Origin of the sequence: Gilvimarinus chinensis DSM 19667 (assembly GCF_000377745.1) — a bacterium.
Taxonomy (GTDB): Bacteria; Pseudomonadota; Gammaproteobacteria; order Pseudomonadales; family Cellvibrionaceae; genus Gilvimarinus; species Gilvimarinus chinensis.
Genome location: NZ_KB898706.1, coordinates 746,543 through 772,961 on the forward strand (window position 1 = coordinate 746,543; position 26,419 = coordinate 772,961).

Here is a 26,419-nt window from a genome sequence, read left to right on the forward strand (position 1 = left end):
TAGGAAATTTTCCAGGGTAAAAAGGCGGCCTAATGGCCGCCTTTTTTTATTGGACTGGTTCTATGAACTCTTGAAAGGCGTCCAGCGTTTTTGTCAAGGTTGAGCTGAAATCGACTTTCAAGGTGTTAATGAGGTTTATATTTTGCTCTTGTGCGGCGTGTTCGATTTGCTGGCATATGTCTTGTAAACGGTGCGCTTTGAGCTGACCGGCACTGCCTTTTAAGCTGTGGGCCAGCCGATTGATTGCATCAGTATCTTGGTCATTTACTGCGTTTTCAAAAGAGTTGAGTTTGTCGTTGGCGGTGTTAATAAACTGAGTGAGCAGGTTCTGTAAAAACTCTCTCTTATTGAATAAGCTTTTTAGAGCTGTGTCTTGATCCCAAAGGGCAGCCTCAGCACTTTTCTCTGGTAGTTTAGGTTTAGGTATCGATGGCTGCTGGCTTTTGTGCAATAGCCAGTGGTGTAGCGTTGAGTGCAGCGATTGACCCTGAATGGGTTTGCTTAAATAGTCATTCATCCCCTTTTGCAAGCACAGTTCCCGATCCCCTTGCATGGCGTTGGCTGTCAGCGCAACGATCGGGGTGTTGCGATAACGCTCACCAGCATCACCTTTGCGAATTGCTTCTGTGGCTTCAAAGCCGTCCATTTCTGGCATCTGGCAGTCCATAAGGATGAGCGTGTAGGGATGTTGGGCGGGTGATTGCCGCAGAGCAACTAAGGCTTCCTGACCATTGCCAGCGCAGTCGGCGTTTAAGCTCAACTCTTCGAGCATAAGCTTTGCCACCTGCTGATTAATGGAGTTGTCTTCCACCAAAAGAATACGGGTATTTTCCGGCCATGTGTTTGGGAGGGAGTTGCTTTTTGTATCTTTGGGAGCGGGCTTTGTGTGTAGAAATCCAGTATGTGGGCAGATGTCACTCAATAATTGCATCAGGCTTACAGTACTAACAGGTTTGTACAGATAATGGTCAACATGGTGCCGTTGAAAGGCCTCGCTGAGACCTATCATTGAGGAAAGTAAGGTTATTGATTGATTTTCTTTTAACTCAATCAGCTTGTTTAGGGCTTTGTCTGAGCATTTACTGTCAATAAGAGCGAGGTCGAAACGTTCTCGGGGTAAAGAGAGAAGGTCATCTTCTACGTTAGTTAACCGTACGCAAACTCCCCAGCTTTGAAATTGCCGGCTAAGGCTATCGGCGAGCAATGTGCTGGGGGTATGGATTAATATTTTGGGACGATGTACGGATAGATCGGGTGAGCGGAAGAGCGTTTTTGACGCAAGCCCCAAGCGGACATTGAATTCAAAGGTAGATCCTTCTCCTTCTGTGCTGTATGCACTGATATCGCCACGCATTAAATGAGTCAGTTGGCGGCATATTGCCAGTCCCAAGCCGGAGCCACCAAAACGCCTGGTGGTGGACGCATCAAGCTGAGAAAAAGGGTCGAACAGTTGTTGGATCTTGTCGTCTGGAATACCGATGCCGGTGTCATGTATTTGTGCTGAAAAATGTAATTCGTTGTCTTTTACATGGCTTTGGCACTGAATGTAGATACTACCTTGTGAAGTGAACTTAATGGCATTACCCACTAAGTTCGTGAGTATTTGTTGTAGCCGGCCGCAATCACCGTTAGCGCTTGTTTGCGACAAATCCGCTTTATCGATGACAAGCTCCAGTCCTTTGTTTTGTGCTCGCATCGCCATGGTATGGCAGAAACCATCGAGAAACTGGTGCAGTTCAAAGTCGGTTTGCTCCAGTTCTAATTTTCCTGCCTCCACTTTCGAAAAGTCTAAAATATCGTTGATAATAGTCAGCAAAGACTCCGCACTGGTTTTTGCGATGTGAATTTTGTGCAGGTCTGGTTCATGTAAGTCAGAGTTTTGTAAAAGGTTTAGCATTCCCAGCACCCCATTCATGGGGGTACGTATTTCGTGGCTCATCATGGCGAGGAATTCACTTTTTGAACGCGCGGCAGACTCTGCTTCCACTTTCGCGCTCTGCAGCGCAAATTCAGCTAATTTTCGCTCGTGTATATCTTGAAATGAACCGAACATGCGTACGCACTGTCCGTTTTCTATCACAGCCTTACCAGTGGTCGAGATCCACTTCTCACGGTTATTTGCAGTCACGAGAATCAGTTCGTCTTGAAATTGTGTACCTTGATTTATGGTGGTTTCGACTAATTTCTGGATTCGTTCCCGGTTTTCTCCTGCCTTATAGAATTCCATACCGGTTTCCATATCTGGCTGATAATCGTCGGGGACCTCATGAATTTTTTTGGTCATGTCTGACCAGTAAAGAGTTCCTTTAACTAAATCGACTTCCCAAGCTCCAATGTTACCTAGTTCGCTCATAGCCTCTAACATTTCGCTCTGACGCTCAACCTTTTTGGCATAGCCTTCCTGCTCGGTTATGTCGATAGCTGAAGCGTAGAGCTTTCCGGTTTCTGAGTCTGCGTTAGAGCTCCAAAGTAATGAAATATACCGTCCGTCACGGTGGCGATAGCGGTTTTTAAAAGAGTTCAGGGCTTTTCCGCTGATCAGCATTTGCAATGCATCAACAGTCGGCTGAATATCGTCTGGGTGTAAAAAATCGACTATCGGCGTCAGTAAAAGTTCTTGTTCTGTGTATCCGAGAGCTGTTGTAAAGTGCCGATTAACTCGCTCAAACATCCCATCACTGTTAGCAATACACAAAAATGAATTAGCGTTCTTGAAGTACTGGTTTAACTCGCGTTGCGATAGCTCCATGGCGTGAAGCGCTTCTTTGTGCTTTGTAATATCCAAGTGTGTGCCAACCATGCGTTTGGGGCTACCATCGTCACTCCACTCGACCACTTCGCCGGTATCATTAACCCATACCCAATGTCCATCCTTGTGCCGCATACGACACTCACAGGTATATTTATTTTCGTCCCCATTCCAGTGACGTTTCAAGCTTTGTTTTGACGTTAGTAAATCGTCTGGATGTACATGCTTGTGCCAAGTGCCAATAAACACCGGCTCTAGCTCTTTTAGCGTATAGCCAATAATATTGGCCCAGCGCTCGTTAAAAGCGACCTTTCCACTGGGGATATCCCAGTCCCAAATGCCGACCTCTGTGCTTTCGATCACCAGTTCCAGTTGTTTGCGCTGTTCTTCGAGTTTGCGCGCCTGCTCCAGCTGCTCGCTGATATCTTCGGCAATGCTCCAGACCAGCTGGCGGCCCTGTTGGTCTTTTACCAATACACTGCTTAATTGCACCGAAAATATCTGCCCGTTACGGCGCCGATATTTCAGTTGCGCGGGGCCAAACCTTCCTTGGTCACGCAAGTTGTTGCGTAGTGACTGTAATTTATCAGTATCAGATTCGCAGATTAAATCGTATACGGTCAAATGTCGTAAATCGTCATGAATGTATCCACAGTACTGCAGTAATGCCGGGTTAGCGTCTAGGAACTCGCCACTTTTGTAGTCATGCAGCGAGAGCGCTAGAGGGGAGAAATTGAATAAAGTGTGTAGTCGTTGCTCGGTGCCACGACGCAATTCGTGCAGATATATAACCCAGAGCAGTGGCGCTAGGATTAGGCAGGCCACTAGAAATATCGCCATGCGCAAAGCGGTAGCATTAGGAGCCTGATCTGGCCAGCCGTTTTTGGGGGTTGCGGATAAATACCAGCGATCGCCCGGTAAGTCTACCTGAGCCGTGACTGGATCGCTTTGAGCGATGCTATCGTCCCCCCAAAAAGCTGCATCGGATTTCTCTCGCCGAATGCTTATGTCTATTTCGTGTTGCTGATCTAAGCTGCTACGTCGATAGAGCGCATTAAGGTCGATTACCGCTGAAACGATACCCCAAAACTGGTTTTTATCATCATAAACGGGTATACGGCCAATTAGCCCTTGGCCTCCTTGTAAAAGCTGTAAAGGGCCATCTATGGTCATTTTTCCAGAGGCGATAGTCTTTTGTACGGCAAGTTTTTGCTGAGGGTGCTCAAAGTAATGGAGACCGAGCGCCGCCTTGTTGTCTTCGTAGGGATAAATCAGTGAAAGGGTTAAGTCGGGGGCGCCACCGATGTTTCTGAGTAAGCTGTTGCTGCCGAATAAATGCTTTGCGTAGTGGCTGAATACAGGTTGCGTCATGTCAGGGTTAACCTGAATGGCGGCGACTAACCCTTGCACCGTTTGCAGGCTTGCGTTGATATTGCCTTCCAGCCTGGCCCGCAGCAGTGCGAGGTCGTCCTGAGTTTGAGCCCTGACTTGGTGCAGATGGTTTTCATAGTTGAGCCGATCTATATAGTAGCCGCTTGCAAGGGCGGTAATGCCCACAATGAGGGAGATGACTAGGTAGTAAGTGCGAGAGATGAACAACCGCTGGTTGCTTGCACTTGTAGAAATAGAGGTGGCGCGCATGAGTAATGGCTTAGTGCTAATGAGTTTTAGCAACTATAGCGTAAAAATGCGCGCGCCTTAATAACAAGAGTTGATGCTAGTAGGGCTGAACCGGACCAAGGTCCAGCCCTTTAGGACAAGTAATTACTTAGCTTTAGTAAATACCGCAGTGGTCAGGGCGGGTACGGTAAGCTCTGAGCCTTCAATTGCTGCGCTGCGGATAGTGGCATCCACAGAGTTGAATTGAACTGGATGTAAAGTGAAATCTCCGGTTAAAGGGTTAGCAATGTTAACCGACTGCGAGCTCGGGTTAAACACCACGACTATTGCATCGTAATTAGGGTCGCGTTGCAACTCGTCTGTGAGGCTCATAACAATAACTCCCGGTAGCTGCTCGCTGCCGGTGTTGTGAAACGCAAGCGTTTGCTCTACTTCACTGGCGTTGCGCAACCGAAACAGCGGCGAGCTGGTGCGAATGGCGAGCCACTCTTGAAACAGTTGGCGCGCGGTGTCGATATGCTCCGCCGAGGGCGCGGCCTGTTCATCCGCGATAATCTCACCAATTAGGGGCCAGTTGCTGCCGTCTTTGTCCTCGCGGGGCAGGCCCATATTCCAGTTGTTGCTCTGGCCGGTAAAATCTACGCGGTTAAACCAATCGCCGGAATCGTAGCTGTCGCGCTGCATGGATTTGGATCGCAGCAAATCTACGCCCATATGGATAAACGGAATGCCCTGAGCCAGCATAGGCACACTGAGCGAGAAGTTCTGCATACGCACACGCTCGGCCGCGGTTAACGTGCTGGGCGCTTTGTATTGCAGGTTATCCCACAGGGTTTGATTGTCGTGCTTGGAGATATAATTGATGCTCTCCTGCGGGTCTTCGGTGTAGCCGGCATTGAGGTCAAAGTAGGGCACTTCGCCGCCGGTGGTTGGGTCGCCGTTGCGATCCACCAAAGGGTAGGTTTTTAAGCTGCCCGCCAGGTTTACTCGCAAGCGGTCGGTTAAATCCGTTAATGCCTCGCGTTCGCTCTCGGCGCCTGAATTTAAGTTGTTGGGGTAATGGAACAAGCCGGTGCCATAGCCCTGGTTGCGGCGAATGGCGTCGCCACTGTCGAAGGGGCCACCGCCTCGTACCGCATCGCGAATGCGGTCGTTAAAACTGCCCACGCCGGTGCCTGCCATATTATTTTGGATGGCATTAACGCCCCGGCGGCTGTCGGCCACTTCGCCGAAGTTCCAGCCCTCGCCGTAAAAATAGCTGTCGGCATCCACCGCTTGCACGGCATCGCGGGCAGCGAGAATATCTTCGCGCATATGATGGCCCATTAAATCAAAGCGGAAGCCGTCAATTTTGTAGGCATCGGCCCAAACCACCAGCGAGTCCACCATCAGCTTTTCCATCATCTCGTGTTCGCTGGCGGTGTTGTCGCAGCAAGAGGACATTTCTACCGCGCCCGATAGTTCGTTGCGGCGGTGGTAGTAGCCAGGTACTAACTTATCCAACACGGATTTATCTCCCAGGCCCGACGCGTTGGTGTGGTTGTAGACCACGTCCATTACCACGCGCAGGCCCATCTCGTGCAGTGATTGCACCATCTGGCGAAACTCTACAATGCGGGCAAAACCTTCGCTTTGCGTGGCGTAGCTGCCTTCGGGGGCGGTGTAGTGGAAGGGGTCGTAGCCCCAATTAAACGAGTCCAGCCCGCGCACATTATTCATCAGCGCTTGCGCCTCGGCGCTTGTGGGGTCAAAGCCCGCCAACACAGATTCGATGGTTGCACTGCTGTCGGCGGAACCGCAGATAGCCGCGCTGGCGTTTAGGGCACATAAGTCGCCCACAGTGTCGGTAATATCTACCCGCATACTCTCGTCTTCGTTGACGGTGGCGATATCAAAGGTGGGCAGTAGGTGAATGGTGTTCAGCCCCGCTTGCTGCAAATCGCGCAGGTGATTAACCGGCGCACTGTCGGCAGCGCTAAAGGCTAAGTATTTACCGCGATGGGCTTCGGGGGTGCTGGCGTCCAACGCCGAGAAATCGCGAATATGCACCTCGTAAATCACTGAGTCTTCGGGGGCGGCCAGTGGCGGCACGCTGTGATTACTCCAACCACTGGGCTGGGTGTCGGCGCGGTTTAAATCCACCACCTGGGCCAGAGTGCTGTTGCTGGACAGGTTGAGCGCGTAAGGGTCGGTGGTGGTCAGGCTTTCTACCGAGTCAGTTAAGTAGTGGTACACATCGAACCGATAGCGGTAATACTGGCCGTGTAGGTCGCCTTCTACGCTGGCTTGCCACACGCCTTCATCGGTTTGGCTCATGGTGTGGGTTGCGCTGGGCTCATCACTTACCGTGGCAAAAACTTCCAGGGTCATGTTACGCGCGGTGGGTGCCCAAACGGCAAAGTGCGTATTGCCGCCGTCAATCCAGCTGCCCAGTTTGGCGTCGGTGGTAAAGTAGGCATCCAGCGCCCCCGGTGTTTGCACGCTGGTGGCTTTGAGTAAATTGCCGTCGCTGTCGTAGGCGCTGGCTACCAGTTCACCGGCTAGCCAAGCCTGGCTATCGATGCCGTTAACCGGAATCTTAAACGCTTGCCAGCTGGCAATATGAGGGAATTTTTCCGCGCTGGTGGGGCTGAGTTCGCCCGCGGTTAATTCAACGCCTGTACCGCCCGTGAGTTCATTATTGTTTACATTAATCTCGCCCGCGCTCTCGGCGTGCAACATTATGCGGCTGGCGTTGGCGGGTGCAGCCCAGACCAGGGTGTCGGCGTCTACCCAGTGGGCGGCGTAACCCGAAAGAGTGATTTGCGCAGGGCCTTGTTCGCCCTGGTAAATAATGGCGCTGGAGCCGTGTTCGGTATAGGCGATATTGCCCTGGGTTAAGTCCATCGCCAAATCGGCGTCGCCCAGCGCTTTTTCATCGCCCTTGTGCAAAATAAAATTGATGCAACCGCCGGGGTTGTTTAAATCCAATACATAGTAAGCACCGCGCTCGGCATCGACGCCGGTGGCGGGCATGGGGTTATCCCAGGTAATGCCGTTAACGCTGTTGTCCGCCAGGGCGTTACAGTCGCCGCCGTTCCACAAGTGCAGGCCCCAGCCTTCGTACTCGCCATCGGCGCGGGTGTAAAAAATAGCGGCCTGGGTGTCGCTTAAGGTAAAGGGCAAAGGCGCTTCGCCACTGTCGTCTTGCGGGTATTCAATGCTGGCTAAACCGTGCTGGGTAAGGGCAATATTGCCGCGCTCTAAATCGAGTATTAAATCGTTTTCGCCCAGTGCTTTATTGTCACCTTGGTGCACAATAAAGTTAACGCAACCGCCTTCGCTTGTCGCCTGCGCCAAGTCTAAAACATAGTAAGCGCCGTAGGTTTCATCGATACCTGTAGGGGCCATGGGGGTGTCCCAGGTGACGCCTTCTACTGCAGAGTCTGCGAGCGCACCGCAGGCGGCGTTATTCCATAAGTGCAAACCCCAATCGTCGTAGTTTCCATCCTCGCGAGAATAAAACACGATGGCCTGGGTATCGCTGAGCGCGACCGGCAACTCCATGCTCGGCACCGAGCTGGAAGAACTGGACACGCTGGAGGAAGATACACTGGAAGAACTTGAAGATTCGATACTGCTGGATGAGACCGAGTGGTCGTCGCTGTCACTGCCACCGCAGGCACTGAGCATAGCGGCGCTGATAAAAACGCCAAGCGTAATAGAGCGCATGGATAAACTCTCCGTATTTTATGGTTATTGGAGTGGGAGAGATTACGCCAGGAAATCCCAGGCAGAAATTTGCATACGTATTCATTTTTATGAATACGTATGCAAATTCTTTAAGAGAGAAAGGCTGAAAATAAATTCTCTACTATTGATATGCCCGTGTCGCCGGGCGTTGCGAGTTACTTTTTGCGGCAAAAAGTAACCAAAAACCTCGCCCAACAACTGGCCCCTGCGGGGTTCCCTTACTCCAGCCTATTTTAGCGGGCCGTATCGACAGGCCTTCCATGGCCTGACGATACTTGCGCAAACGTCCTGTTTGCTTACCCACTAAAATAGGCCTCCGCTCGGCTCAGTCATAATCGGGCGAAAACCCCTAGTTATCTCCACATTTTGTGTGCTAAAAGCGCCAGAAATAGTGGCTTTCGGCCTTGTCTCCTTTTGGAAGTTTCTGTTGCTATTTAAAAATAACGATTAGTTTTTTAACTTGTACCCGGTATGAAAAACCCAGGCAATCAGGCCGCTGCAGATGGCGATAAACAGGGTGATCATCGCCAGGCTGACACCGATATGAACATCGGCGCTGCCGTAAAAGCTCCAGCGAAAGCCGCTGACTAAGTAAACCACCGGGTTTAACAGGGTGACCTTTTGCCAAAACTCCGGCAGCATGCTGATGGAGTAAAAGGTGCCGCCCAAAAAGGTGAGCGGGGCTATGACCATCATCGGAATAATTTGCAGCTGCTCAAAACTATTGGCCCACAAACCGATTAGAAAACCCAGCAGCGCAAAGGTAACGCAGGTAAGCACCAAAAACAGCAGCATCAGCAACGGGTGAGCGATGGAGTAATCCACAAATAACCGCGCCGTGAGCAAAATAATCAGCCCCAGAAGAATGGACTTTGTAGCCGCAGCGCCCACATAACCCGCCACAATTTCAAACGCGGACACGGGCGCTGATAAAATCTCGTAAATGGTACCGCTGAATTTCGGCATATAGATTCCGAACGAGGCGTTGGAGGTGCTCTCGGTGAGAATGGTCAGCATGACCAGCCCCGGAATAATAAACGCCCCGTAACTGATACCGTCAATGGACACAATCTGCGAGCCGATGGCCGAGCCAAACACAATAAAATACAGCGAGGTAGATAGCACCGGCGAGGCGATAGATTGCATTAAGGTGCGCCAGGTGCGCGCCAGCTCAAACAAGTAAATAGCTTTAACTCCGTAAGTGTTCACGCTTTTTCCTCCACCAGCGAGACGAAAATTTCTTCCAGCGAACTCTGTTTGGTCGACACATCAGAATAGTCGATGCCCGATTGCGCCAGCGTTTGCAATAATTCTGCAACACCGGTATCCGTCGCGGCAGTATTGTATTGGTAGCTTAGGCTCAGACCATCCGCTGCCAGCTCTACGGTTTCGCTATCGATAGGGCTGGGTAAAACGGCAAGCGGTTGAGTGAGATGAACGGTCAAACTCTTACGGCCCAGATCGCGCATTAAGCGGTGTTTTTCTTCCACCAGCATTAACTGCCCCTTATTGATGACACCAATGCGGTCGGCCATATCTTCGGCCTCTTCAATATAATGGGTGGTTAAAATAATGGTCACCCCTTCATCGCGCAGACGGCGAATCATGGCCCACATATCCCGGCGCAGCTCAACGTCGACCCCGGCGGTGGGCTCGTCCAAAAATAAAATTCGCGGCTGGTGGGCGAGGGCTTTGGCGATAAGCACCCGGCGTTTCATGCCGCCGGATAACGCCATAATGGTGCTGTCTTTTTTGTCCCACAAACTCAGGTTTTTCAGCAGCTGCTCAAGGTAGGCATCGTCCGGTGCGCAGCCGAACAGTCCGCGACTGAACTTTACCGTGTTCCAGACGGACTCGAAGATATTCACGGCTAACTCTTGCGGCACTAAGCCAATGCGCTGGCGCGCCTGGCGGTAATGGCGTTGAATGTCTAACCCGTCAGCGGTGATAGTGCCGCCTGAGGCATTCACAATGCCGCAGATAATACTGATTAAGGTGGTTTTGCCTGCGCCATTGGGCCCCAGTAAGGCGAATATCTCTCCCCGTTTGATGCTTAAGTCGATGGGCTGCAACGCTTGAAACCCGGTCTTATAGGTTTTACTGACGTTATTTACTTCAATAATTGAATCCACAGTGGTTCCTTTTTAAACGCTCAAATAAACACTCGCTTAGTGGCAGGCGCAGTATTCGCGCACCCTATCCCGGCAGCGGGAAAAGAGCCCTGGATAATGGCCGGATGGGTTGCTGGTGTCGGGCTGGTTATTGGGCTGAGGCACAAGCGCCGCCAAACGAACTTGAAAATCCAGCTGCACCAAACACTCTGCCATCAGTAAGTTCCAGTCCAGGTAGAGACTATAGCGCTCGGCGTCAAAGCTGGCACCTGTAAGCTCGGCAAGGCGTTGAAAGCGGGGGTTTAACTTTGTTAGCAGAGCGCTCAAACGTAAGGAGCCGTCTTCCAGTCGATTGGCCAGCACTGGGTCGTACTCGCGCAATACCGGTTCAAGATGATTACTGGTCTTTTCGAGGGCGGTGTTCAGTTGTGCGGATAGCTGAAAAAATGCCGAGACAGCGTCTGCCGCCCCTTGGTGGCTGGTATCGGCCAGACGGTTTGTCAGCTCAAACATAAGGCGGCGAAGGTTATGCAGACGAGTGTCGTCAGAGGTGAGCGATGCGTCGGTATTCATGGGGGCGTCCTTTTCAAAATAAGTAGTCGTTAACTCAAGGGTGAATTCGACCGGATCATTCAAATTGATAAAAACGCTACGCTAATCCTGATATACGTCATATTCTGACGTATATACTCGTTAGGGTTAAAAGAGTTTCGTCGAGCGTACATATTATGGCTAGTACCGCAACCCGTTTAATTCATCTGATCATGGCGCTGCAGCGTCAACCCAATCTGCCCGCTTCCAAGCTGGCCGAAGAACTTGAAGTGTCCGTGCGCACGGTGCAGCGCTATATCGGTATGCTGGAAGACATGGGAGTGCCGATATACGCCGAGCGCGGAACCCATGGCGGTTATTCATTGGTGCGCGGTTACCGTATGCCGCCTTTGATGTTCTCGGCCGAAGAGGCGGTGGCGGTGTGCCTTGGTGCTGAAATGGTGGCTCGCGCCTGGGGTAAGCTGTTTCGTCCTTCGGCGCAAAGTGCGGTGACGAAAATTGCCAATGTGTTGCCCGAGACTCAGCTCGCCGATATCAACTGGGCGCGTGAGAGTTTGTTAACGCGGGGTATGCCGCGCATTAACCCCAGTGTTGATGAAGACACATTACAAATGGTTTACAGCGCTGTGCACGAGCACACCCGGCTTGAGATTGTATATCGTGGCCGGGGCCAGCTTAATACGGAGCGCCGCACGATTGACCCCTACGCGCTGGTGTACAGCTGGGGGCAGCAATACTGTCTGGCATTTTGCCATTTACGTGGCGCGCTGCGCTCATTTCGGGTGGATCGGATTGAAGCGGTAAAAACCTTACCGGAGACGTTTGTAAGGCCTGCCGATTTTGATGCCGATGAACACTTTAACCCTAATGCGTTGGATGCCGACCCTTTTGTGGTGGTGCTGTTTTTCCCTCCCTCCCACGCTTTGATCGCCAAAGATCATCCCTGCTGCTGGGACTCATTGATGGAGCATGACGACGGTGCGGTTACGGTCACTTTTAAAAGCGCAGACTTGTCCATGGCCGCTTGCAGGGTGATGGGCTTTTTACCGGGGGCACGACTGGAGAGCCCGCCCGAGTTGATTACTTTGGTGCGGGATAAAGCCCGTGCCATCGCCGCCAGTTACGATACAACAAACATGGATAACGAGATAAAAAGCGACGAACTCGCAGTAAACGCTCCATCAGCCAAGGAACCTGCTTATGCCAAACATTATTAACATCGCGGATTTAAACACGCAGCCCATGCCGCCGGGTATGGCCCCCGAGGGCGATGCCTGTGAAAAGTACGGCGCGACCATGGCTTACATAGGCCCTTTACTGGGGGCGCAAAAGCTCGGTTATAACCTGACCCAGATAGAGCCGGGTAAAAGCGCTTTTCCCTATCATTGCCATCGGGTGAATGAGGAAATGTTTTTTATTTTGGAGGGCGACGGGCAGCTGCGCTTTGGAGATGCACACCAGGCGATTAAGGCGGGGGATGTGATTGCTTGCCCCGCCGGTGGTCCCGAAACGGCTCATCAAATTATTAACACCGGCGGTATTCCGCTGCGCTTTTTAGCGGTGAGTACCCGTTTAACCCCGGAGCTGGCCGAGTACCCTGACAGCGGCAAGTTCGGTGTGATGGCGCAATACACAGGCGCCGACGGTAAACCGGAGATGTTTTTACACGTCGGTAAGCGTGAACAAAATTTACCTTACTGGGACTAATCGCGCTCCTGCGGATCGCAATTGATCATCCACTTAATGCCAAACTTGTCGGTAAAGGCGCCGAAGCGGGCGGCCCAAAACGTTTTCTCCAGTGGCATGTGTATATCGCCGCCCACGCTTAACGCGGCGTACAGAGATTCAGCCTCGTCGGCGTTATCGGCTTGTAAACAAATCGAAACCCCTTGTGGCTTCTGATAACTATCGGGTAGGGCATCCGAGGCCATGAGCGTGGTTGCGCCTATGCGCATGCTGGCATGCATAATTTTGGCGTCGTACTCAGCGCCCACGGGTGATCCGCCCGGCGCCTCGCCATAGCTCATCATCACCTCGATGGGGCGTGTAAAGTGTCGCGGTAAAACTCAAATGCCGTGCGGCAATCACCGTTGTAAAAAACATAGGGATTTAGCTCTCGCATAACCGGAAACTCCTTTGGGCCGCTATTGCTCAGTGTTCTGCAGGTGAGAAGGGTCCATATAGAATAGCTCCCAGGTGTGGCCGTCCAAATCTTCTAACGTACGTTGAAACATAAAACCGTGGTCCATAGCATCGCGTGGCTCGCAGCCGCCCAGGGATACGCCGCGGTCAACGAGTTGGTTAACTTCGTCGCGGCTTGCGCAGGATAGGGCCACAAGGGTTTCAATATCGGTGCGGGTATTACACAGCTGTTTCGAGGTAAAGTTTTTAAAGTAGGTTTCGGTGAGCAGCATAACGAAAATATTGTCATTCACAATCATGCACGTGGCGTTGTCGTCGGTAAATTGTGGGTCGAATTCAAAACCGAGGCCGCGAAAAAATTCAATGCTGGTGGTTAGATTTTTAACCGGTAGATTCACAAAAATTTTGTCAGGCATTTTATTGTGCTCCTGATAGTCGGTAATTAACTTTGTCGATACAAAGGCTTGTGGTGTAAATGGTCACTGCGCTCTTTAATCCACCTGCAACTGGCGCACGGGCCTTACTTCAATGCTGCCTACCCGTGCAGGCGGTATACCTTGGGCGATACGTAAAGCCTCGTTTAAATCTTTCGCCTCAATCATATAAAACCCCGCCAGTTGTTCCTTGGTTTCGGCAAAGGGGCCGTCGGTAATGTGTACCTCGCCGCCTCGCACGCGCACGGTGGTGGCACTACTGACGCTTTGTAAGGCTTCGCCCGCAACGAGATGCCCGCTCTCGGCAAGAGTTTGAGCATAAGCGGCACACTCACGATCTTCGGGGCTGTCGGGCAGGCCGTGCAAATCTTGCTCGTCGCTGTACACCAGGCATAGGTATTTCATAGGGGTTTCCTTTTACGTTAGAAGCTGATGGTAGAGGTTAGTCGTTTTGCGTGATGGGTAATCGACAGGCGGGTTCAGTTTTTTTCGCACTCGTTAATGCGCTGACGCATATAGCGTTGCTCTGGCGTTTGGTTAGACAGTGCCAGTGCTTGGCGGTAGCTGTCGGCCGCCTCACTGAGGCGGCCCATGCGGCGCAGTAAGTCGGCCCTTGCGGCGTGGGCCGGGCAGTAATCGGTAAGTTCGGTTTGCGTTAGCCGAGCGACGGTAATCAGTGCCTGCTGTAGATTACCGGCCATAGCTTGCGCTACGGCAAGGTTTAATTGCACCACAGGGCTTGGACTGCGAGCGTACAACGCGCGATACAGCCCGTAAATTTCCTGCCAATCGGTGTCGGCTGCGCTTTTTGCCTCGGCGTGCAGGGCGGCAATGGCGGCCTGCACGCCATAGGGGCCAGTGGCTGGCCCCACCAAGGCATGGCGCACCAGCGGCAGGGCTTCTGCGATGGCTGCTTGGTTCCAGGCTGTACGGTCTTGTTCGGCCAGCAGCACAATATCGCCCTGGGCATTGGTGCGTGCATCGCGGCGGCTGTGGTTTAGCAGCATTAAGCACAACAAGCCGTACACCTCAGGCTCTGGCAGTAGTTCGGTTAACAGCCGTCCGAGGCGAATGGCTTCCTCTGCCAACTGGTGGCGAATGAGTGTTTCACCTTCGCTGGCGTGGTAACCCTCGTTAAAAATCAGGTATAGCACCTGTAATACCCGCGGTAGGCGTTCCCCCAACTCGTGTTTGCCTGGTACTTCATAGGGAATGCCGGCGGTCTGAATTTTTCGTTTAGCTCGAACAATTCGCTGGGCGATGGTGGTTGGCTTGGTCAGATAAGCATTGGCAATCTCTTCGGTGCTCAGATCGCAAATTTCGCGCAGGGTAAGTGCGGCGGCGGCCTCGGCATTAAGGCTGGGGTGGCAGCAGGTAAAAATCAAACGTAAGCGGTCGTCGGGCAGGTGGAGCGCGTCCGTATCCTGCTCTTGTGTCTCCCACTCGATAGCCTCAGGGGTAAGCGCGGTCTCGCGGTGGGTTTTACGGAGCTTGTCGATGGCTTTAAAGCGCCCGGTAGAAACCAGCCAGGCGGTGGGGTTCTCGGGTATACCCTGCTGTGGCCATTGTTTAAGGGCGCTGGCGAAGGCATCGTGCAGCGCCTCTTCGGCGAGATCAAAGTCGTTTAACAACCGAATTAACGTTGCCAGTACCTGCCTGGAATGTTGTTGGTAAAGGTGCGCTATGGTGGTTTCCGTACACATCTTCTATGCCTTGAATGCATCGATTTAACGGCCGGTATCGTATAGCCAAATACCGCGTGTAACAATTGCGCTGCGTCGTAGTCTACAAAGTGACATTGAATCAACCCAGTGAATGCTTATGTTTATTAAATCGTCAGCCGATATTAAAGAAAATGAAATTACCCCAGAGTCTGTCTACCGTGACCGGCGCCGCTTTATGCAGATGGCGCTGGGGGCGGGCGCCCTCGCGGCGAGCCCTTTGGCTAGCAGTAAACCCGGGTTTATGACCGAAACGCCGCTTACATCTGGCCCTGACTGGTTAGCCAAACAGATTGCACAAGCTGAGGCATACGATAAAAAAATTACCGACAAATTAACGCCATACGAACATGTCACGAGTTACAACAACTTTTATGAGTTTGGTTATGACAAGTCCGACCCGGCTAAACACGCTGGCTCTTTACAGCCTCATCCATGGAGGGTGGAAATAGCCGGGCATGCGGATAAAACCGGTGTTTTTGATTTGGAAGATTTGCTCGGGAAAGTCACCTTGCGCGAGCGGGTTTACCGCCTGCGATGCGTTGAAGCCTGGTCTATGGTCATCCCCTGGGTTGGGTTCGAGTTGGGTGAACTGCTCAAACAGTTTAAACCTACCAGCCGTGCTAAATATGTGGCCTTTACCACCTTGCTGGATAAAAAGCAGATGCCCGAGCAGGGCAGCCGCTTTAGTACCATTGACTGGCCGTACCGGGAGGGGCTGCGGATTGACGAAGCCATGCACCCGTTAACGATTCTGGCGGTGGGGTTATACGGCAAGGTGCTGCCGAATCAGAATGGCGCGCCATTGCGTTTGGTGGTGCCGTGGAAATACGGTTTTAAAAGTATTAAATCCATTGTCAAAATTGAGTTTACCGAAAAAGAACCGGCCACCAGTTGGAATGTTCGCGCCCCCAATGAATATGGCTTTTACGCCAATGTGAACCCGAAGGTTGATCACCCTCGCTGGTCGCAAGCCTCCGAAAGGCGTCTGCCCAGCGGCTTATTCAGCCCTAATATTATCGATACCCAACTGTTTAATGGGTATGGCGATGAGGTGGCACAGCTTTACAGTGGCATGGACTTAAAGAAATATTATTGAACGCAGAACTTTTGGTGTTCGATGTCTGACGTAAAATCCGGAGGTTCTTTTAATGCCAGCGGTATGGCGTAGGCTGATTATTTTCAGTGTTTCCCTTGTCCCTTTTCTGTGGCTTGTCTATCGCACGGTGACGCAACAGCTGGGCGCAGATCCTGCCAAAACCATTGTTCTGTTCACCGGCGAGTGGACGATTTATTTTCTGTTTATAACCTTGTCAGTTAGCCCGCTGGTTAAGCTTGCTAGATGGCGCTGGTTAATGACGCACCGGCGCATGTTGGGGTTGTTTGCACTGTTTTACGCACTCTGTCATGTGGCGGCTTACTTAGTGTTTATTCTCGGTTTGGATTTAAGCCGCTTTTTCTCTGAAATGGTCAAGCGCCCCTATATCACCGCCGGCATGCCCGCCGTACTGATTTTGATCGCTCTGGGGGTCACCTCCACCAAGGGGATGATGCGAAGGCTGAGGAAAAACTGGGTCAAGCTGCACCGGCTGGTGTATGCGGCACTTATTCTCGGCTGGTTGCATGTGTTATGGCAGGTGCGCTCCAGTTACTTTGAGGCTGTACTTTACGGCGTTATTGTCCTGGTTTTACTCGGTATTCGGTTGTACGGTTATCGGCGTCGCGCTCGTTAACCGTTTCATGGCCTATCTCTCCTGGTTTTACAAATTTGCACAGAACTTCTGTCAAGAAGCGTTAAGCTAAAGCAGTAATACACGGACAGGGGAGGTTAAGCATGCGTGCCTATTGGATAGGCGCGGCGCTACTGTTAGGTGGCTGCGGTGGGGGAGCTTCATCGGGGGGAGGTTCATCGGTTGCAGCCGAGCCAGAAAGCCCGGTGGATTACAGTCAGCTGAAAATCAGTGAGCCCGATGATGCCCCACTGGTGCGTTTATCGGATTAGGATTTTGAGCGTTTTATTAAAAACGGCCTGCGCTTAGAAGTGACGGGGGCCTATGCACAGAATGATGGTGTCGAATCGGGTGATTTAGATTTTTCGGCCTCCCCTGACCGCGATGATCGCGGTACCTACTCAGATACCAATGTACACATTGCCGGTGTTGATGAAGCAGATGTGGCTAAGTACGACGGTAGCCACTGGTTCGTCGCCTACCAGCCCAATTACTCTAGCGGCGAGTTGCCGGGTGTGCAGATCATTGCCACCGAACCCGATATTCCCAACGCTTCCATTACCGCTACCTACCGCTTTGAGGACGTTGCCAGGGGGGCGGCTTCTTCGCTGTACTTGATGAAAGAAAACGCTGCAGCCTCCTATGTGGTAGCGTTGCGCGGTCCACGTGGCTATATGGGTATTGATTTGCCAGGCTGGAATAGTGTTGATTTTTCTACGGAAGATATGAGCCTCTGGAGTGGATCCAGAAGCAGTGAACTCAGTATTGAGTTTATCGATGTGACACAACCTGCTACGCCCATTCTGGCAGATAGAATTTTACTGGATGGTGCGCTAATTGACAGTCGCCGGGTCGGTAATAGGCTTTACGTGATTACTCGTTTCGACCCCTGGCTTGAATCGTTACAGTTTGAATCATTTGCCGAGCAAGCTCGCAGTAATAACGAGTTAGTGTTAAGTCGCACTGAGCTTGCCGACCTGTTGCCACAATATCGACAGGGCGAGTTGACGGCTCCGTTGAATACGAGTTGTTATGCTCCCAGCAATACGCAACCTGAGCATGGCTTTATTTCCATCATAAATATTACCGCCATTGATTTGAACGCCCGTCAGGTGCTTTCCAGTGAGTGTCTTAGTACGGATGTCAGCTCGATGACGATGAACTCCAGCGCACTCTATCTGACAGCAAATGACAGGCGCGATACCGAGGTTCGCACCATCATCCATAAATTTACACTGAGCGAAATTGGTGCGAACTACAGTGCAATGGCGCGCGTGCCAGGCAGTATTCGTGGAGATGCACCTTACCGAATTAATGAGTACAACGGTGATTTACGGGTGGTAACCACCAGGGGGGAATGGGATCAGCCTTCGCATCACCTCAGTATTTTACGTCAGTCCGGATCGGGTTTTGACACAGTAGCCGAGCTACCCAACAGTGAGCGGCCGGGACCCATTGGAAAACCAGAAGAAGACATTTATGCGGTGCGCTTTGCGGGCCCTACTGCCTATGTGGTGACTTACCGTCGTATCGATCCGCTTTATGTGTTGGATTTATCCGACAGAGAAGATCCGAAAATAAGCGGCGAGTTGGAGGTGCCTGGCTTTGCGACCTATATACACCCACTGAACGATGACTATCTGTTTACACTGGGCCAGGATGCAGATAGCCAGTCTGGATGGGCTCAGGGTATTAAAGCTCAGTTGGTCAAGGTTACCGGTGGTGTTCCCGAATTGGTGGGTGAAGCCTTAATTGGTGACAGGTTCAGCCACAGCGAAGCGCTCTACGATTTGCGCGCACTTACTGTATTGATGTTAAGCGATAGCAATGCTCGTATTTCCTTTCCTGTATCGGTATATGGTTCCGATGCTGGCGACTACTCCCAATGGCAATACAGTGGCCTGCAGATGTTGGAACTTAGTGGGCTAAAGAGTGCTCAAGGTGCTACACACGCTGCCATGCAAAATAAAGGGGTACTGATTGCTGAGGCGGGAACGAATGGCCATTACGACTACAACGGTGGTGTGCGGCGCGGCCTGCTGCACAATGACGCCGTGCTTTACGCTCACGACAACAACATTTGGTTTAGTCGATGGGGGGCGGCCGAGGCACCACAAAAGCTGGGAGATGGTGAGCCCATCGCTTGCGATACACAATACGTTTACGGTCTTGAGATAACCGTTCGTGGAAGCCCTTTGCATCCCATTGATTATTGCGAGGCAGAAGTAATCGCAGTCGATGGCGATTATTCCGAAGTCCTCAGCGGCGATTACCGTAATAGCCTGGATGCCTGTGTTTTTTATGGCGCGGGCGAACGGCCGGGAAATTACGATCTTAAGGTCTCTCTTTCAGGGTATGAAAGCCAAGCCTTAGAAAATGTGGTGGTATCCCAAGATATATGCCATGTTCAGCCGCAGCTGCGGGAGTTTCAGCTCTCACCCGCTGCCGAGGCACCTTAGTAATGCAACCATTGGCGCGTGTTGCTTAGCTAAGACGCGCCTTACAAAATACCTCCCGGTTCAATTCTCTTTACACAGGTTCTGATGGAACCCTCACAACGTACACGCGTTAGAAGCGCTAGCGCGTTGTATGTCCCTCTGCTTATACTGTCGTGCTCAGGCACCTGGCATACTTCTAATTTCATCAGGTGCCCGCAAGGAGGGAAAATGAACGAGTGGTTAGATACCGGTTTGCCCGCGTGGTTGTGGCTGGTAATAGGGTTTGCCTTGGCAGCGATTGAAATTCTCGTGCCGAGTTTTTTTATGCTTTGGCTGGGCGTTAGCGCCATAGTTGTCGGTATTCTCTGTCTGTTTATTCCAATGAGCTTTGCCGCTGAACTGTTTATTTGGGTGACTTTGTCTCTGGTGTGTTTGGTCGGTTGGTTTAGGTGGGTATCTCCACGTATGAAAACCAACAGCCTGTCGGGCATGGCGATGGAATCAACGTTAGGTCAGCAGGGTACTGTGTTGGAATATAATACGGCCACCGAACGCGGTGTGTTGCGTTTCTCAGCGCCGGTATTAGGGGAGGCAGAGTGGCGTTTTATCCATGCGGGTGAATTACGACCGGGCGACAGAGTCACGGTAACGGATTTTTCAGGTAACGATTTAATTGTAAAACAACAACAGTAAGGGTATTGAAATGGATGCATTAATTACCGTCGGCGCCATTGTATTTTTGGCGCTTATCGTGATCACTCGCGGAGTGCGTATTGTTCCCCAGGGTCGGAAAGATGTGGTGCAGCGATTGGGGCGTTATCATGTCACCTTAAACCCTGGGTTAAATCTGATAATTCCGTTTTTTGATACGGTTGCCTATAAGGTGACCACTAAAGATATCGTCTTGGATATTCCCTCACAGGACGTTATCACTCAGGACAATGCCGTTATTATCGCCAATGCTGTGGCTTACATTAATATTGTCAGCCCGGAGAAATCCGTTTATGGGGTTGAGAATTACATTATCGCTATTCAAAACTTAATTCAGACCTCCTTGCGTTCAATTATCGGTGAAATGGCTTTGGATTCAGCGCTGTCCTCACGCGATCAAATTAAAGCCAAGCTTAAAGCTTCAATATCTGATGATATTGCTGATTGGGGGATTGTGTTAAAGACGGTAGAAATTCAAGACATCAATCCATCGCCTACTATGCAGCAAGCCATGGAAGAACAAGCGGCGGCCGAGCGTCAGCGTCGCGCGGCAGTTACCAAAGCCGAAGGTGAAAAACAGGCGGCGATTTTGGAAGCCGATGGTCGTCTTGAAGCGTCCAGAAGAGATGCCGAGGCAAAAATTGTGTTGGCAAATGCATCAGCTCAATCAATACAGCTGGTGACCGAATCAGTGAAAGGTGGCGACGAGTTGCCGGTAATGTATTTGTTGGGTGAAAAATACATTGAGTCTATCGGTGAATTATCCACCTCTGATAACAGTAAAACGGTCGTCTACCCAGCCGACTTGGCTAACGCCTTTAAAGGCATGTTTGGTAAGTGATCAATTTTCCCCTGCATTTTTGATGTGGGGGTTATATTGTTTTATTTTTAAAAGCTTCCTGACATCTTCAATAATTATTAAAACGCAAAATTACGTCACACTTTTTTCTCATCATCTCTTCAAGTTATCTCCAGATATCTGCATAGACCCTTTCTATATTAGCGAGCATTTGCGCTACAGCTTTGCTTTGCTACAGTCAATTTAAGGCTTGGCGCTTAAACCTTTTTAGGCTGTCAAGGTTATAAAAAATAGATGATTATAAATTAAGACCATTCAGGGTATAGATACACTTTGTTGAGGGATTTAACATGTACCGCATAGCTTTATTGGCATTATTGTGTTCTTTTTTCTTATTCGGCTGTGGTGGCGGTAGTGGGTCGTCACAGACGACAAGCCCACCGAGTCAATCATCAAGCAGCTCAAGTTCTGACGGTTTTGAAGAACCGGATCCCATAGATATTCCAGAAGACGCCGACGGTGATGGCGTGACGGACGCTTCGGATAACTGCCCATCCATAGCGAACCCCAATCAATTGGATTCAGACGGCGATGGTGTAGGCGACTTATGTGAGTCTTCTCCAGCGGTTGATACCGACGGTGACGGGGTTGATGACAGTTTGGATAATTGTCCGATTATTGCAAACACAAACCAGCAAGACACCGATAATGACAATGTGGGTGATGCCTGCGATCAGGATGACGACGGCGACAATATTAGTGACGCACAAGACAACTGTCCGCTGTTGATAAATATCAACCAGGAAGACAGTGACGGTGATCGTGTGGGTGATGCCTGTGATGGCGATAGCGATGGTGACGGTGTACAAAACGATAACGACAACTGTCCTGTCATAGCAAACACCGCTCAGTCTGATCTTGATGCCGATGGTTCGGGCGATTTATGCGATACCGATATTGATGGCGATGCAGTGGATAACGACAGCGACAACTGCCCCCGGGACGCTAATGAAGATCAGGCCGATGCTGATGGCGACGGTGTAGGCAATAGCTGTGATATCAATGCCGATTCCGACGGTGACGGTATTGACGATGGCGTTGATAATTGTGTGTTCGACTTTAATCCAGATCAGATAGATCAAGATAATGATTGGATAGGTGATACGTGCGATATCGATGCAGACAACGATGGCGTGTCTGATGCTGCCGATAACTGTGCTTTCACGGCAAACACCTTGCAGTTGGATAACGACGGCGATGGTTTAGGAAACAGTTGTGACAGTGACGATGACGGTGATGGAGTTAACGACGCCGTGGACAACTGCCCGGTGGATGTTAATGCCGATCAACTGGATGCCGACAGCGACGGCGTGGGTGATGTCTGCGATTTAGATCGTGATAACGATGGCCTGCCCAACCCCGTAGACAACTGTCCGGCCAACGCCAATGCGGCGCAAAATGATTTAGACGATGATGGGATAGGCGATGCCTGCGATGATGACCGCGATGGGGACGGTATACCCGACTCTGGTGATAATTGCCCGGCAACTCCAAACTCTGGTCAGCTAGATAGCGATGGAGATGGTGTAGGTGATGTTTGCGACACCAGTAGCTCTCCAACTAATCCAGTTGATAGCGACGGTGACGGCATTGTGGATAACGCAGACAATTGCCCACTTAACTCCAACGCAGATCAAGCAGATGCCGATGCAGACGGCATAGGAGATGTTTGTGATAGCGACACCGATGGCGATGGCGTGCCCAACGGCCAGGACAACTGCCCTGTAAACCCTAACGCCAATCAGTTGGACAGCGACAGCGACGGCATTGGCGATGCCTGCGACAGCTCGGATGAAACTGATACTGACAATGATGGCGTGATAGATCCGCAAGATAATTGCCCGGCAACTGCGAATGCCAATCAGCAGGATAGTGATGGCGACGGCTTGGGTGATGCTTGTGATAACGACAGTGATGGCGACGGTGTGGTTAATACGGCCGATAACTGTCCGCTCACTCCTAATGCGTCGCAAAGTGACAGTGATGGTGACGGTATTGGCGATATCTGCGATGGCTCTGATGATTCAGCCGATAACGATGTGGACAACGATGGCGTTATTAATACCGCCGATAATTGTCCATTAACCCCCAATACGGATCAAGCCGATCAGGACAACGACGGTCAAGGTGATGTATGCGATGCTGACCGTGACGGCGATGGTGTCAATAATGCCGGCGACAATTGCCCGCTCACAGCCAACCCCAATCAGGCTGACAGTGATGGTGATGGCATCGGGGACGTTTGCGACGATGACTCCACTGTCGACACTGATGCCGATGGAATTGTCGACAGCGCAGATAACTGCCCGCTGGTGGCTAATGCCGGTCAGCAGGACAGTGATGGTGACGGAGTAGGCGATGCCTGCGACACGGATGTGGATGGCGATGGTGTCCTTAACGATCAAGACAACTGTCCCATTACCCCTAATGCTAACCAACTGGATACCGATAGCGATGGTATTGGTGATGCCTGTGATGGCAGCGACGATGCCGATGCCGATAATGATGGAGTTCAGGATGATGCCGATAACTGTCCGCTCATTGCCAACAGCGATCAGGCGGATTTAGATTCCGATGGTGTGGGTGATGTTTGTGATAATGATCGTGACGATGACGGCGTAGGTAACGGTGTCGATAATTGTCCGAATCAAGCCAACGCTAACCAGAATGATTTGGACGGTGACGGCGTCGGTGACTCATGCGATGCGGATGTGGATGGCGACACTATCCTTAACGATAGCGACAACTGCCCTCGTACCAGTAATACTGACCAAAGTGATTGGGACTCTGATGGTGTAGGTGACGCTTGCGATAATGATCTGGATGGTGATGGCGTTGCTAATGGTGCAGATAACTGCCCCGCAACGCCCAATTCCGACCAGCAAGATAGCGACGCCGACGGTATTGGTGATGTATGCGATACCAACACAGACAGTGACGGTGACGGTATTGATGATGGCTCGGATAACTGCCCTGCCATTGCCAATGCAGACCAGCTTGACACTGACGGTGATAGTGTTGGGGATGCGTGTGACGACGACCGTGATGGCGACGGGGTGAGCAACAATGCCGACAATTGCCCCGACACCGCCAACGGTGATCAAGCAGACGCCGATGGCGATGGTATTGGTGATGCCTGTGATGCCTTAACCGACAGCGACAGTGATGGTGTTGCCGATGGGGCCGACAACTGCCCGATGACTCCTAACGCGGATCAGGCGGATGCGGACGGCGATGGCATTGGCGACGTTTGTGACAGCGACCGCGACAACGATGGCATTATCAATAGTGGCGATAACTGTCCTTTAGTCAGCAACCCCAATCAATCTGACATCGACGGCGATGGCATGGGGGATGTTTGCGATGACGATCAAGATGGTGACGGCACCGATGATGACGCCGACAACTGTCCACTCGTTGCCAACCCGAGCCAAGCTGACGCAGACGGTGATGGTGTAGGCGATGCTTGTGATAACGACCTGGACGGTGATGGAGTAGACAATGGCGTAGATAACTGCCCGGCGACTCCCAATGCTGACCAGGCGGATATCGACGGCGACGGAGTGGGTGATGTATGCGACTCGACAGAAGATGTAGCCTGCGCACCCGGTAAGCTGTTTGAGCCATTTATTGATCCCAATATTACGGTTTACACCGATGTATCAAGCGTTCTTTGTGTTAACTGTGGGGTACTCAATGCTGCCAGAATTGAAGACAGCGATTTGAATAATTACGCCACAATCTCAACACCCATCGCGGTGGCGGGAACTGTCAGCCTGGCAGCTGAAGATACAGCAAGCAGCTATACGGGTACTCATAGAGTAGGGGTCGTGGTGTCCGTTCCAGATAATCTGTTGGATGTGGATCTGCTGGACAATGTCACGGTCACCACCTACCTCAATGGTGTTGAGCGAGAGTCGGGTGGTGCGAGTGGACTGTTAGACTTGCAACTATTGGGACTCTTCAACAATACCGACCAGCGCTTGTTGATGATGTCGACCAGCCAAGAATTCGACCGGATTGAAATCTCCAAGGCTGCTGTAGTGGGACTATTAAGTAACCTGAGAGTGCACTCCATGTGCGTTGCGCCTCCACCACTTTAGTGTCTCGAGATGTGATTAGAATCTGGTTTGAAGTTGTATCGACCATTAAATCAAGGGGCAGAGGGATTTGCCCCAGCTAATGCAGCGCTTTCCCTGCCCCGGTAACGGGGCTTTTTTGTGCCTTTCATATAATCGTTGCGGTGGCTAAACCACCCGCTTATACCGTCTTATGTGGTTTTTGGCGACACTTATCCGTTTTGGTTATTTTACAGTCAATTCTTGATAATCTATTATTCTAACCGGTTTTTCGGCAGGAGTTATTTGACTGTTATTCCCGTGGGTTGAAGGAATATCACCGGCTTTTACTGGCCTCCCTCAGCGTTTCAGCTAAACGCCCTCAGTCTTTGGAAGGAATCGTTATGGCCTGCGAATGGTTCGCAGGTCTACTGCGCTCACTCAGCGTTTAACTATTTGATTCCCGTGCTTGGACTTTTTCGTTCGTGTACGAAATCTCTGATTTTTTCAAAGGTTTTTTATGGCTTATTGGCAACAATATTTTCTTTCTGCTCTTTTTCTTGTATTAACCGCGTGCGGAGGCGGTGGCAGTAACTCACCCTCCAATAGTTCAGTCTCTCACTCAAACTCTACAGACCGTGTATCAGAAATTAATGAATCATCTGATGAATTCTCCGGTGATGCTGATATTCAGGAAATTAATGACAACGATGTCTACAGCTTCTTACAGGGTGAGGTGGCCCGAGAGTGGTTGTTCTATTCAGCAATCACTCAAACTGAATATCATGTGCATATCTATTTACCGCCAAATTACGCAAACTCAAATGCCGCTTACCCCATTATTTATGCGCTGGATGGGCAGGTATTGTTCCCTGGTTTGCCCTATCTGATAGAAGATGAAGGCTTAGAGGCGATTTTAGTGGCGATTTCTGAGGGGCCAAAAGATCGCCGCCGAACCGATTATTTATTGCCGGGGGCACGTGATTATTTCCAATTTCTACTTCATGAGTTGATACCTTCAGCTGAGGAAGGGTTGCGGGTAAATGATGCTCAGCGCACCCTTGTTGGCTCCTCTTTTGGTGGTGTTTTTGCGGGTTTGGCGTTATTGATGGATGACCCGGTAGCGCCAAAATTTCGTAACCTGTTAGCGTTCGATGCCAGTTTTTATCAACATCAAGACGAGACAGAAAAGCTGTTAAGAAATCGTTTTCAAGCCAGTGATGAGCTGGTTGCAAATTTGTTTTTAACCAGTGCTCTACCTGAAGGCAACGATGAGTTTGTGAGCTTGTTTCATGATAATTTGTCGGAATATGACTTTGATGGCTTGAGCGTTTTTCGTGAGCGTATTCAAACGACTCATGGGGCGATTACCGAACCTTCCTTCAGGTCAGCAATTGTTCAACTTTGGGGAGACTGCTGCTCGAGTTAATGATCATGTTAACCCGCTTATGCTTGCTGTATACCCTATTTTTTATTTGGTTTGCTTTAGAGAATCGTAAGTGCCCTAGGGCTTTAACGCAGTGGTGACAAGCGTGCTTTTGTCCACGAGGCCCTCAGTCGGC

19 protein-coding genes are annotated in these 26,419 nt (G+C 50.9%); 10 read left to right on the forward strand and 9 right to left on the reverse strand.

Annotation, left to right across the window (positions count from 1 at the left end; genetic code table 11):
• Positions 1-46: 46 nt before the first annotated feature.
• The 5 genes from D568_RS20920 to D568_RS0103455 all read right to left on the reverse strand — a co-directional run bounded on the left by D568_RS20920 (position 47) and on the right by D568_RS0103455 (position 10,785).
• Complete coding sequence (locus tag D568_RS20920) at positions 47-4,390, reverse strand: PAS domain-containing protein (protein ID WP_020208172.1); 4,344 nt, start codon at positions 4,388-4,390, stop codon at positions 47-49.
• Between the two features lie 123 nt (positions 4,391-4,513).
• Positions 4,514-8,080 carry a pullulanase-type alpha-1,6-glucosidase gene (gene pulA, locus D568_RS0103435; RefSeq protein ID WP_157497603.1) on the reverse strand — a complete coding sequence of 1,189 codons (3,567 nt, stop codon included), beginning with the start codon at positions 8,078-8,080 and terminating at the stop codon, positions 4,514-4,516.
• A gap of 468 nt (positions 8,081-8,548) precedes the next feature.
• The gene (locus D568_RS0103445) at positions 8,549-9,310 is read right to left on the reverse strand and encodes an ABC transporter permease (protein WP_020208175.1); all 762 of its coding nucleotides are present in this window, start codon (positions 9,308-9,310) and stop codon (positions 8,549-8,551) included.
• On the reverse strand, positions 9,307-10,233 hold the full coding sequence (locus D568_RS0103450) for an ABC transporter ATP-binding protein (RefSeq protein ID WP_020208176.1): 927 nt from the start codon (positions 10,231-10,233) through the stop codon (positions 9,307-9,309). Before D568_RS0103450 ends, D568_RS0103445 begins: the two co-directional genes overlap by 4 nt.
• Positions 10,234-10,269: 36 nt before the next feature.
• Positions 10,270-10,785 carry a hypothetical protein gene (locus D568_RS0103455; RefSeq protein ID WP_020208177.1) on the reverse strand — a complete coding sequence of 172 codons (516 nt, stop codon included), beginning with the start codon at positions 10,783-10,785 and terminating at the stop codon, positions 10,270-10,272.
• Positions 10,786-10,940: 155 nt separating this feature from the next.
• Between D568_RS0103455 and D568_RS20925 the strand changes: the two genes are divergently transcribed.
• Positions 10,941-11,981, forward strand: a complete 1,041-nt coding sequence (locus D568_RS20925) for a helix-turn-helix transcriptional regulator (protein ID WP_020208178.1) — start codon at positions 10,941-10,943, stop codon at positions 11,979-11,981.
• Positions 11,965-12,471: a cupin domain-containing protein gene (locus tag D568_RS0103465; protein ID WP_020208179.1), complete on the forward strand. Its 507-nt coding sequence runs from the start codon at positions 11,965-11,967 to the stop codon at positions 12,469-12,471. The genes D568_RS20925 and D568_RS0103465 overlap by 17 nt, the downstream gene beginning before the upstream one ends.
• Here D568_RS0103465 and D568_RS19105 read toward each other — a convergent pair.
• From D568_RS19105 to D568_RS0103485, 4 genes are all read right to left on the reverse strand, one after another.
• On the reverse strand, positions 12,468-12,791 hold the full coding sequence (locus D568_RS19105; RefSeq protein WP_020208180.1) for a VOC family protein: 324 nt from the start codon (positions 12,789-12,791) through the stop codon (positions 12,468-12,470). The genes D568_RS0103465 and D568_RS19105 overlap by 4 nt on opposite strands.
• A 117-nt stretch (positions 12,792-12,908) precedes the next feature.
• Entirely contained in the window at positions 12,909-13,322 is a 414-nt protein-coding gene (locus tag D568_RS0103475) for a VOC family protein (RefSeq protein ID WP_020208181.1), read from the reverse strand.
• 75 nt (positions 13,323-13,397) lie between these two features.
• The gene (locus D568_RS0103480) at positions 13,398-13,745 is read right to left on the reverse strand and encodes a YciI family protein (protein WP_020208182.1); all 348 of its coding nucleotides are present in this window, start codon (positions 13,743-13,745) and stop codon (positions 13,398-13,400) included.
• Between the two features lie 74 nt (positions 13,746-13,819).
• A complete protein-coding gene (locus D568_RS0103485; protein ID WP_020208183.1) occupies positions 13,820-15,043 on the reverse strand; it encodes an RNA polymerase sigma factor in 1,224 nt (407 codons plus the stop codon).
• 118 nt (positions 15,044-15,161) lie between these two features.
• Between D568_RS0103485 and msrP the strand changes: the two genes are divergently transcribed.
• The 8 genes from msrP (at position 15,162) to D568_RS20930 (ending at position 26,286) form a co-directional block, all read left to right on the forward strand.
• A complete protein-coding gene (msrP, locus tag D568_RS0103490; RefSeq protein ID WP_020208184.1) occupies positions 15,162-16,160 on the forward strand; it encodes a protein-methionine-sulfoxide reductase catalytic subunit MsrP in 999 nt (332 codons plus the stop codon).
• 52 nt (positions 16,161-16,212) lie between these two features.
• A complete protein-coding gene (locus tag D568_RS0103495) occupies positions 16,213-16,794 on the forward strand; it encodes a protein-methionine-sulfoxide reductase heme-binding subunit MsrQ (protein ID WP_020208185.1) in 582 nt (193 codons plus the stop codon).
• Between the two features lie 101 nt (positions 16,795-16,895).
• Positions 16,896-17,063 carry a hypothetical protein gene (locus D568_RS21625; protein ID WP_020208186.1) on the forward strand — a complete coding sequence of 56 codons (168 nt, stop codon included), beginning with the start codon at positions 16,896-16,898 and terminating at the stop codon, positions 17,061-17,063.
• Between the two features lie 39 nt (positions 17,064-17,102).
• The gene (locus D568_RS0103505) at positions 17,103-19,250 is read left to right on the forward strand and encodes a beta-propeller domain-containing protein (RefSeq protein WP_020208187.1); all 2,148 of its coding nucleotides are present in this window, start codon (positions 17,103-17,105) and stop codon (positions 19,248-19,250) included.
• 207 nt (positions 19,251-19,457) lie between these two features.
• Positions 19,458-19,922: an NfeD family protein gene (locus D568_RS0103510; protein WP_020208188.1), complete on the forward strand. Its 465-nt coding sequence runs from the start codon at positions 19,458-19,460 to the stop codon at positions 19,920-19,922.
• A 10-nt stretch (positions 19,923-19,932) separates the two neighbouring features.
• Positions 19,933-20,781, forward strand: a complete 849-nt coding sequence (locus D568_RS0103515; protein WP_020208189.1) for an SPFH domain-containing protein — start codon at positions 19,933-19,935, stop codon at positions 20,779-20,781.
• 308 nt (positions 20,782-21,089) lie between these two features.
• Positions 21,090-24,902: a thrombospondin type 3 repeat-containing protein gene (locus tag D568_RS22210; RefSeq protein ID WP_020208190.1), complete on the forward strand. Its 3,813-nt coding sequence runs from the start codon at positions 21,090-21,092 to the stop codon at positions 24,900-24,902.
• A 475-nt stretch (positions 24,903-25,377) separates the two neighbouring features.
• On the forward strand, positions 25,378-26,286 hold the full coding sequence (locus tag D568_RS20930; protein WP_020208191.1) for an alpha/beta hydrolase: 909 nt from the start codon (positions 25,378-25,380) through the stop codon (positions 26,284-26,286).
• The last annotated feature ends 133 nt before the right edge of the window (positions 26,287-26,419 follow it).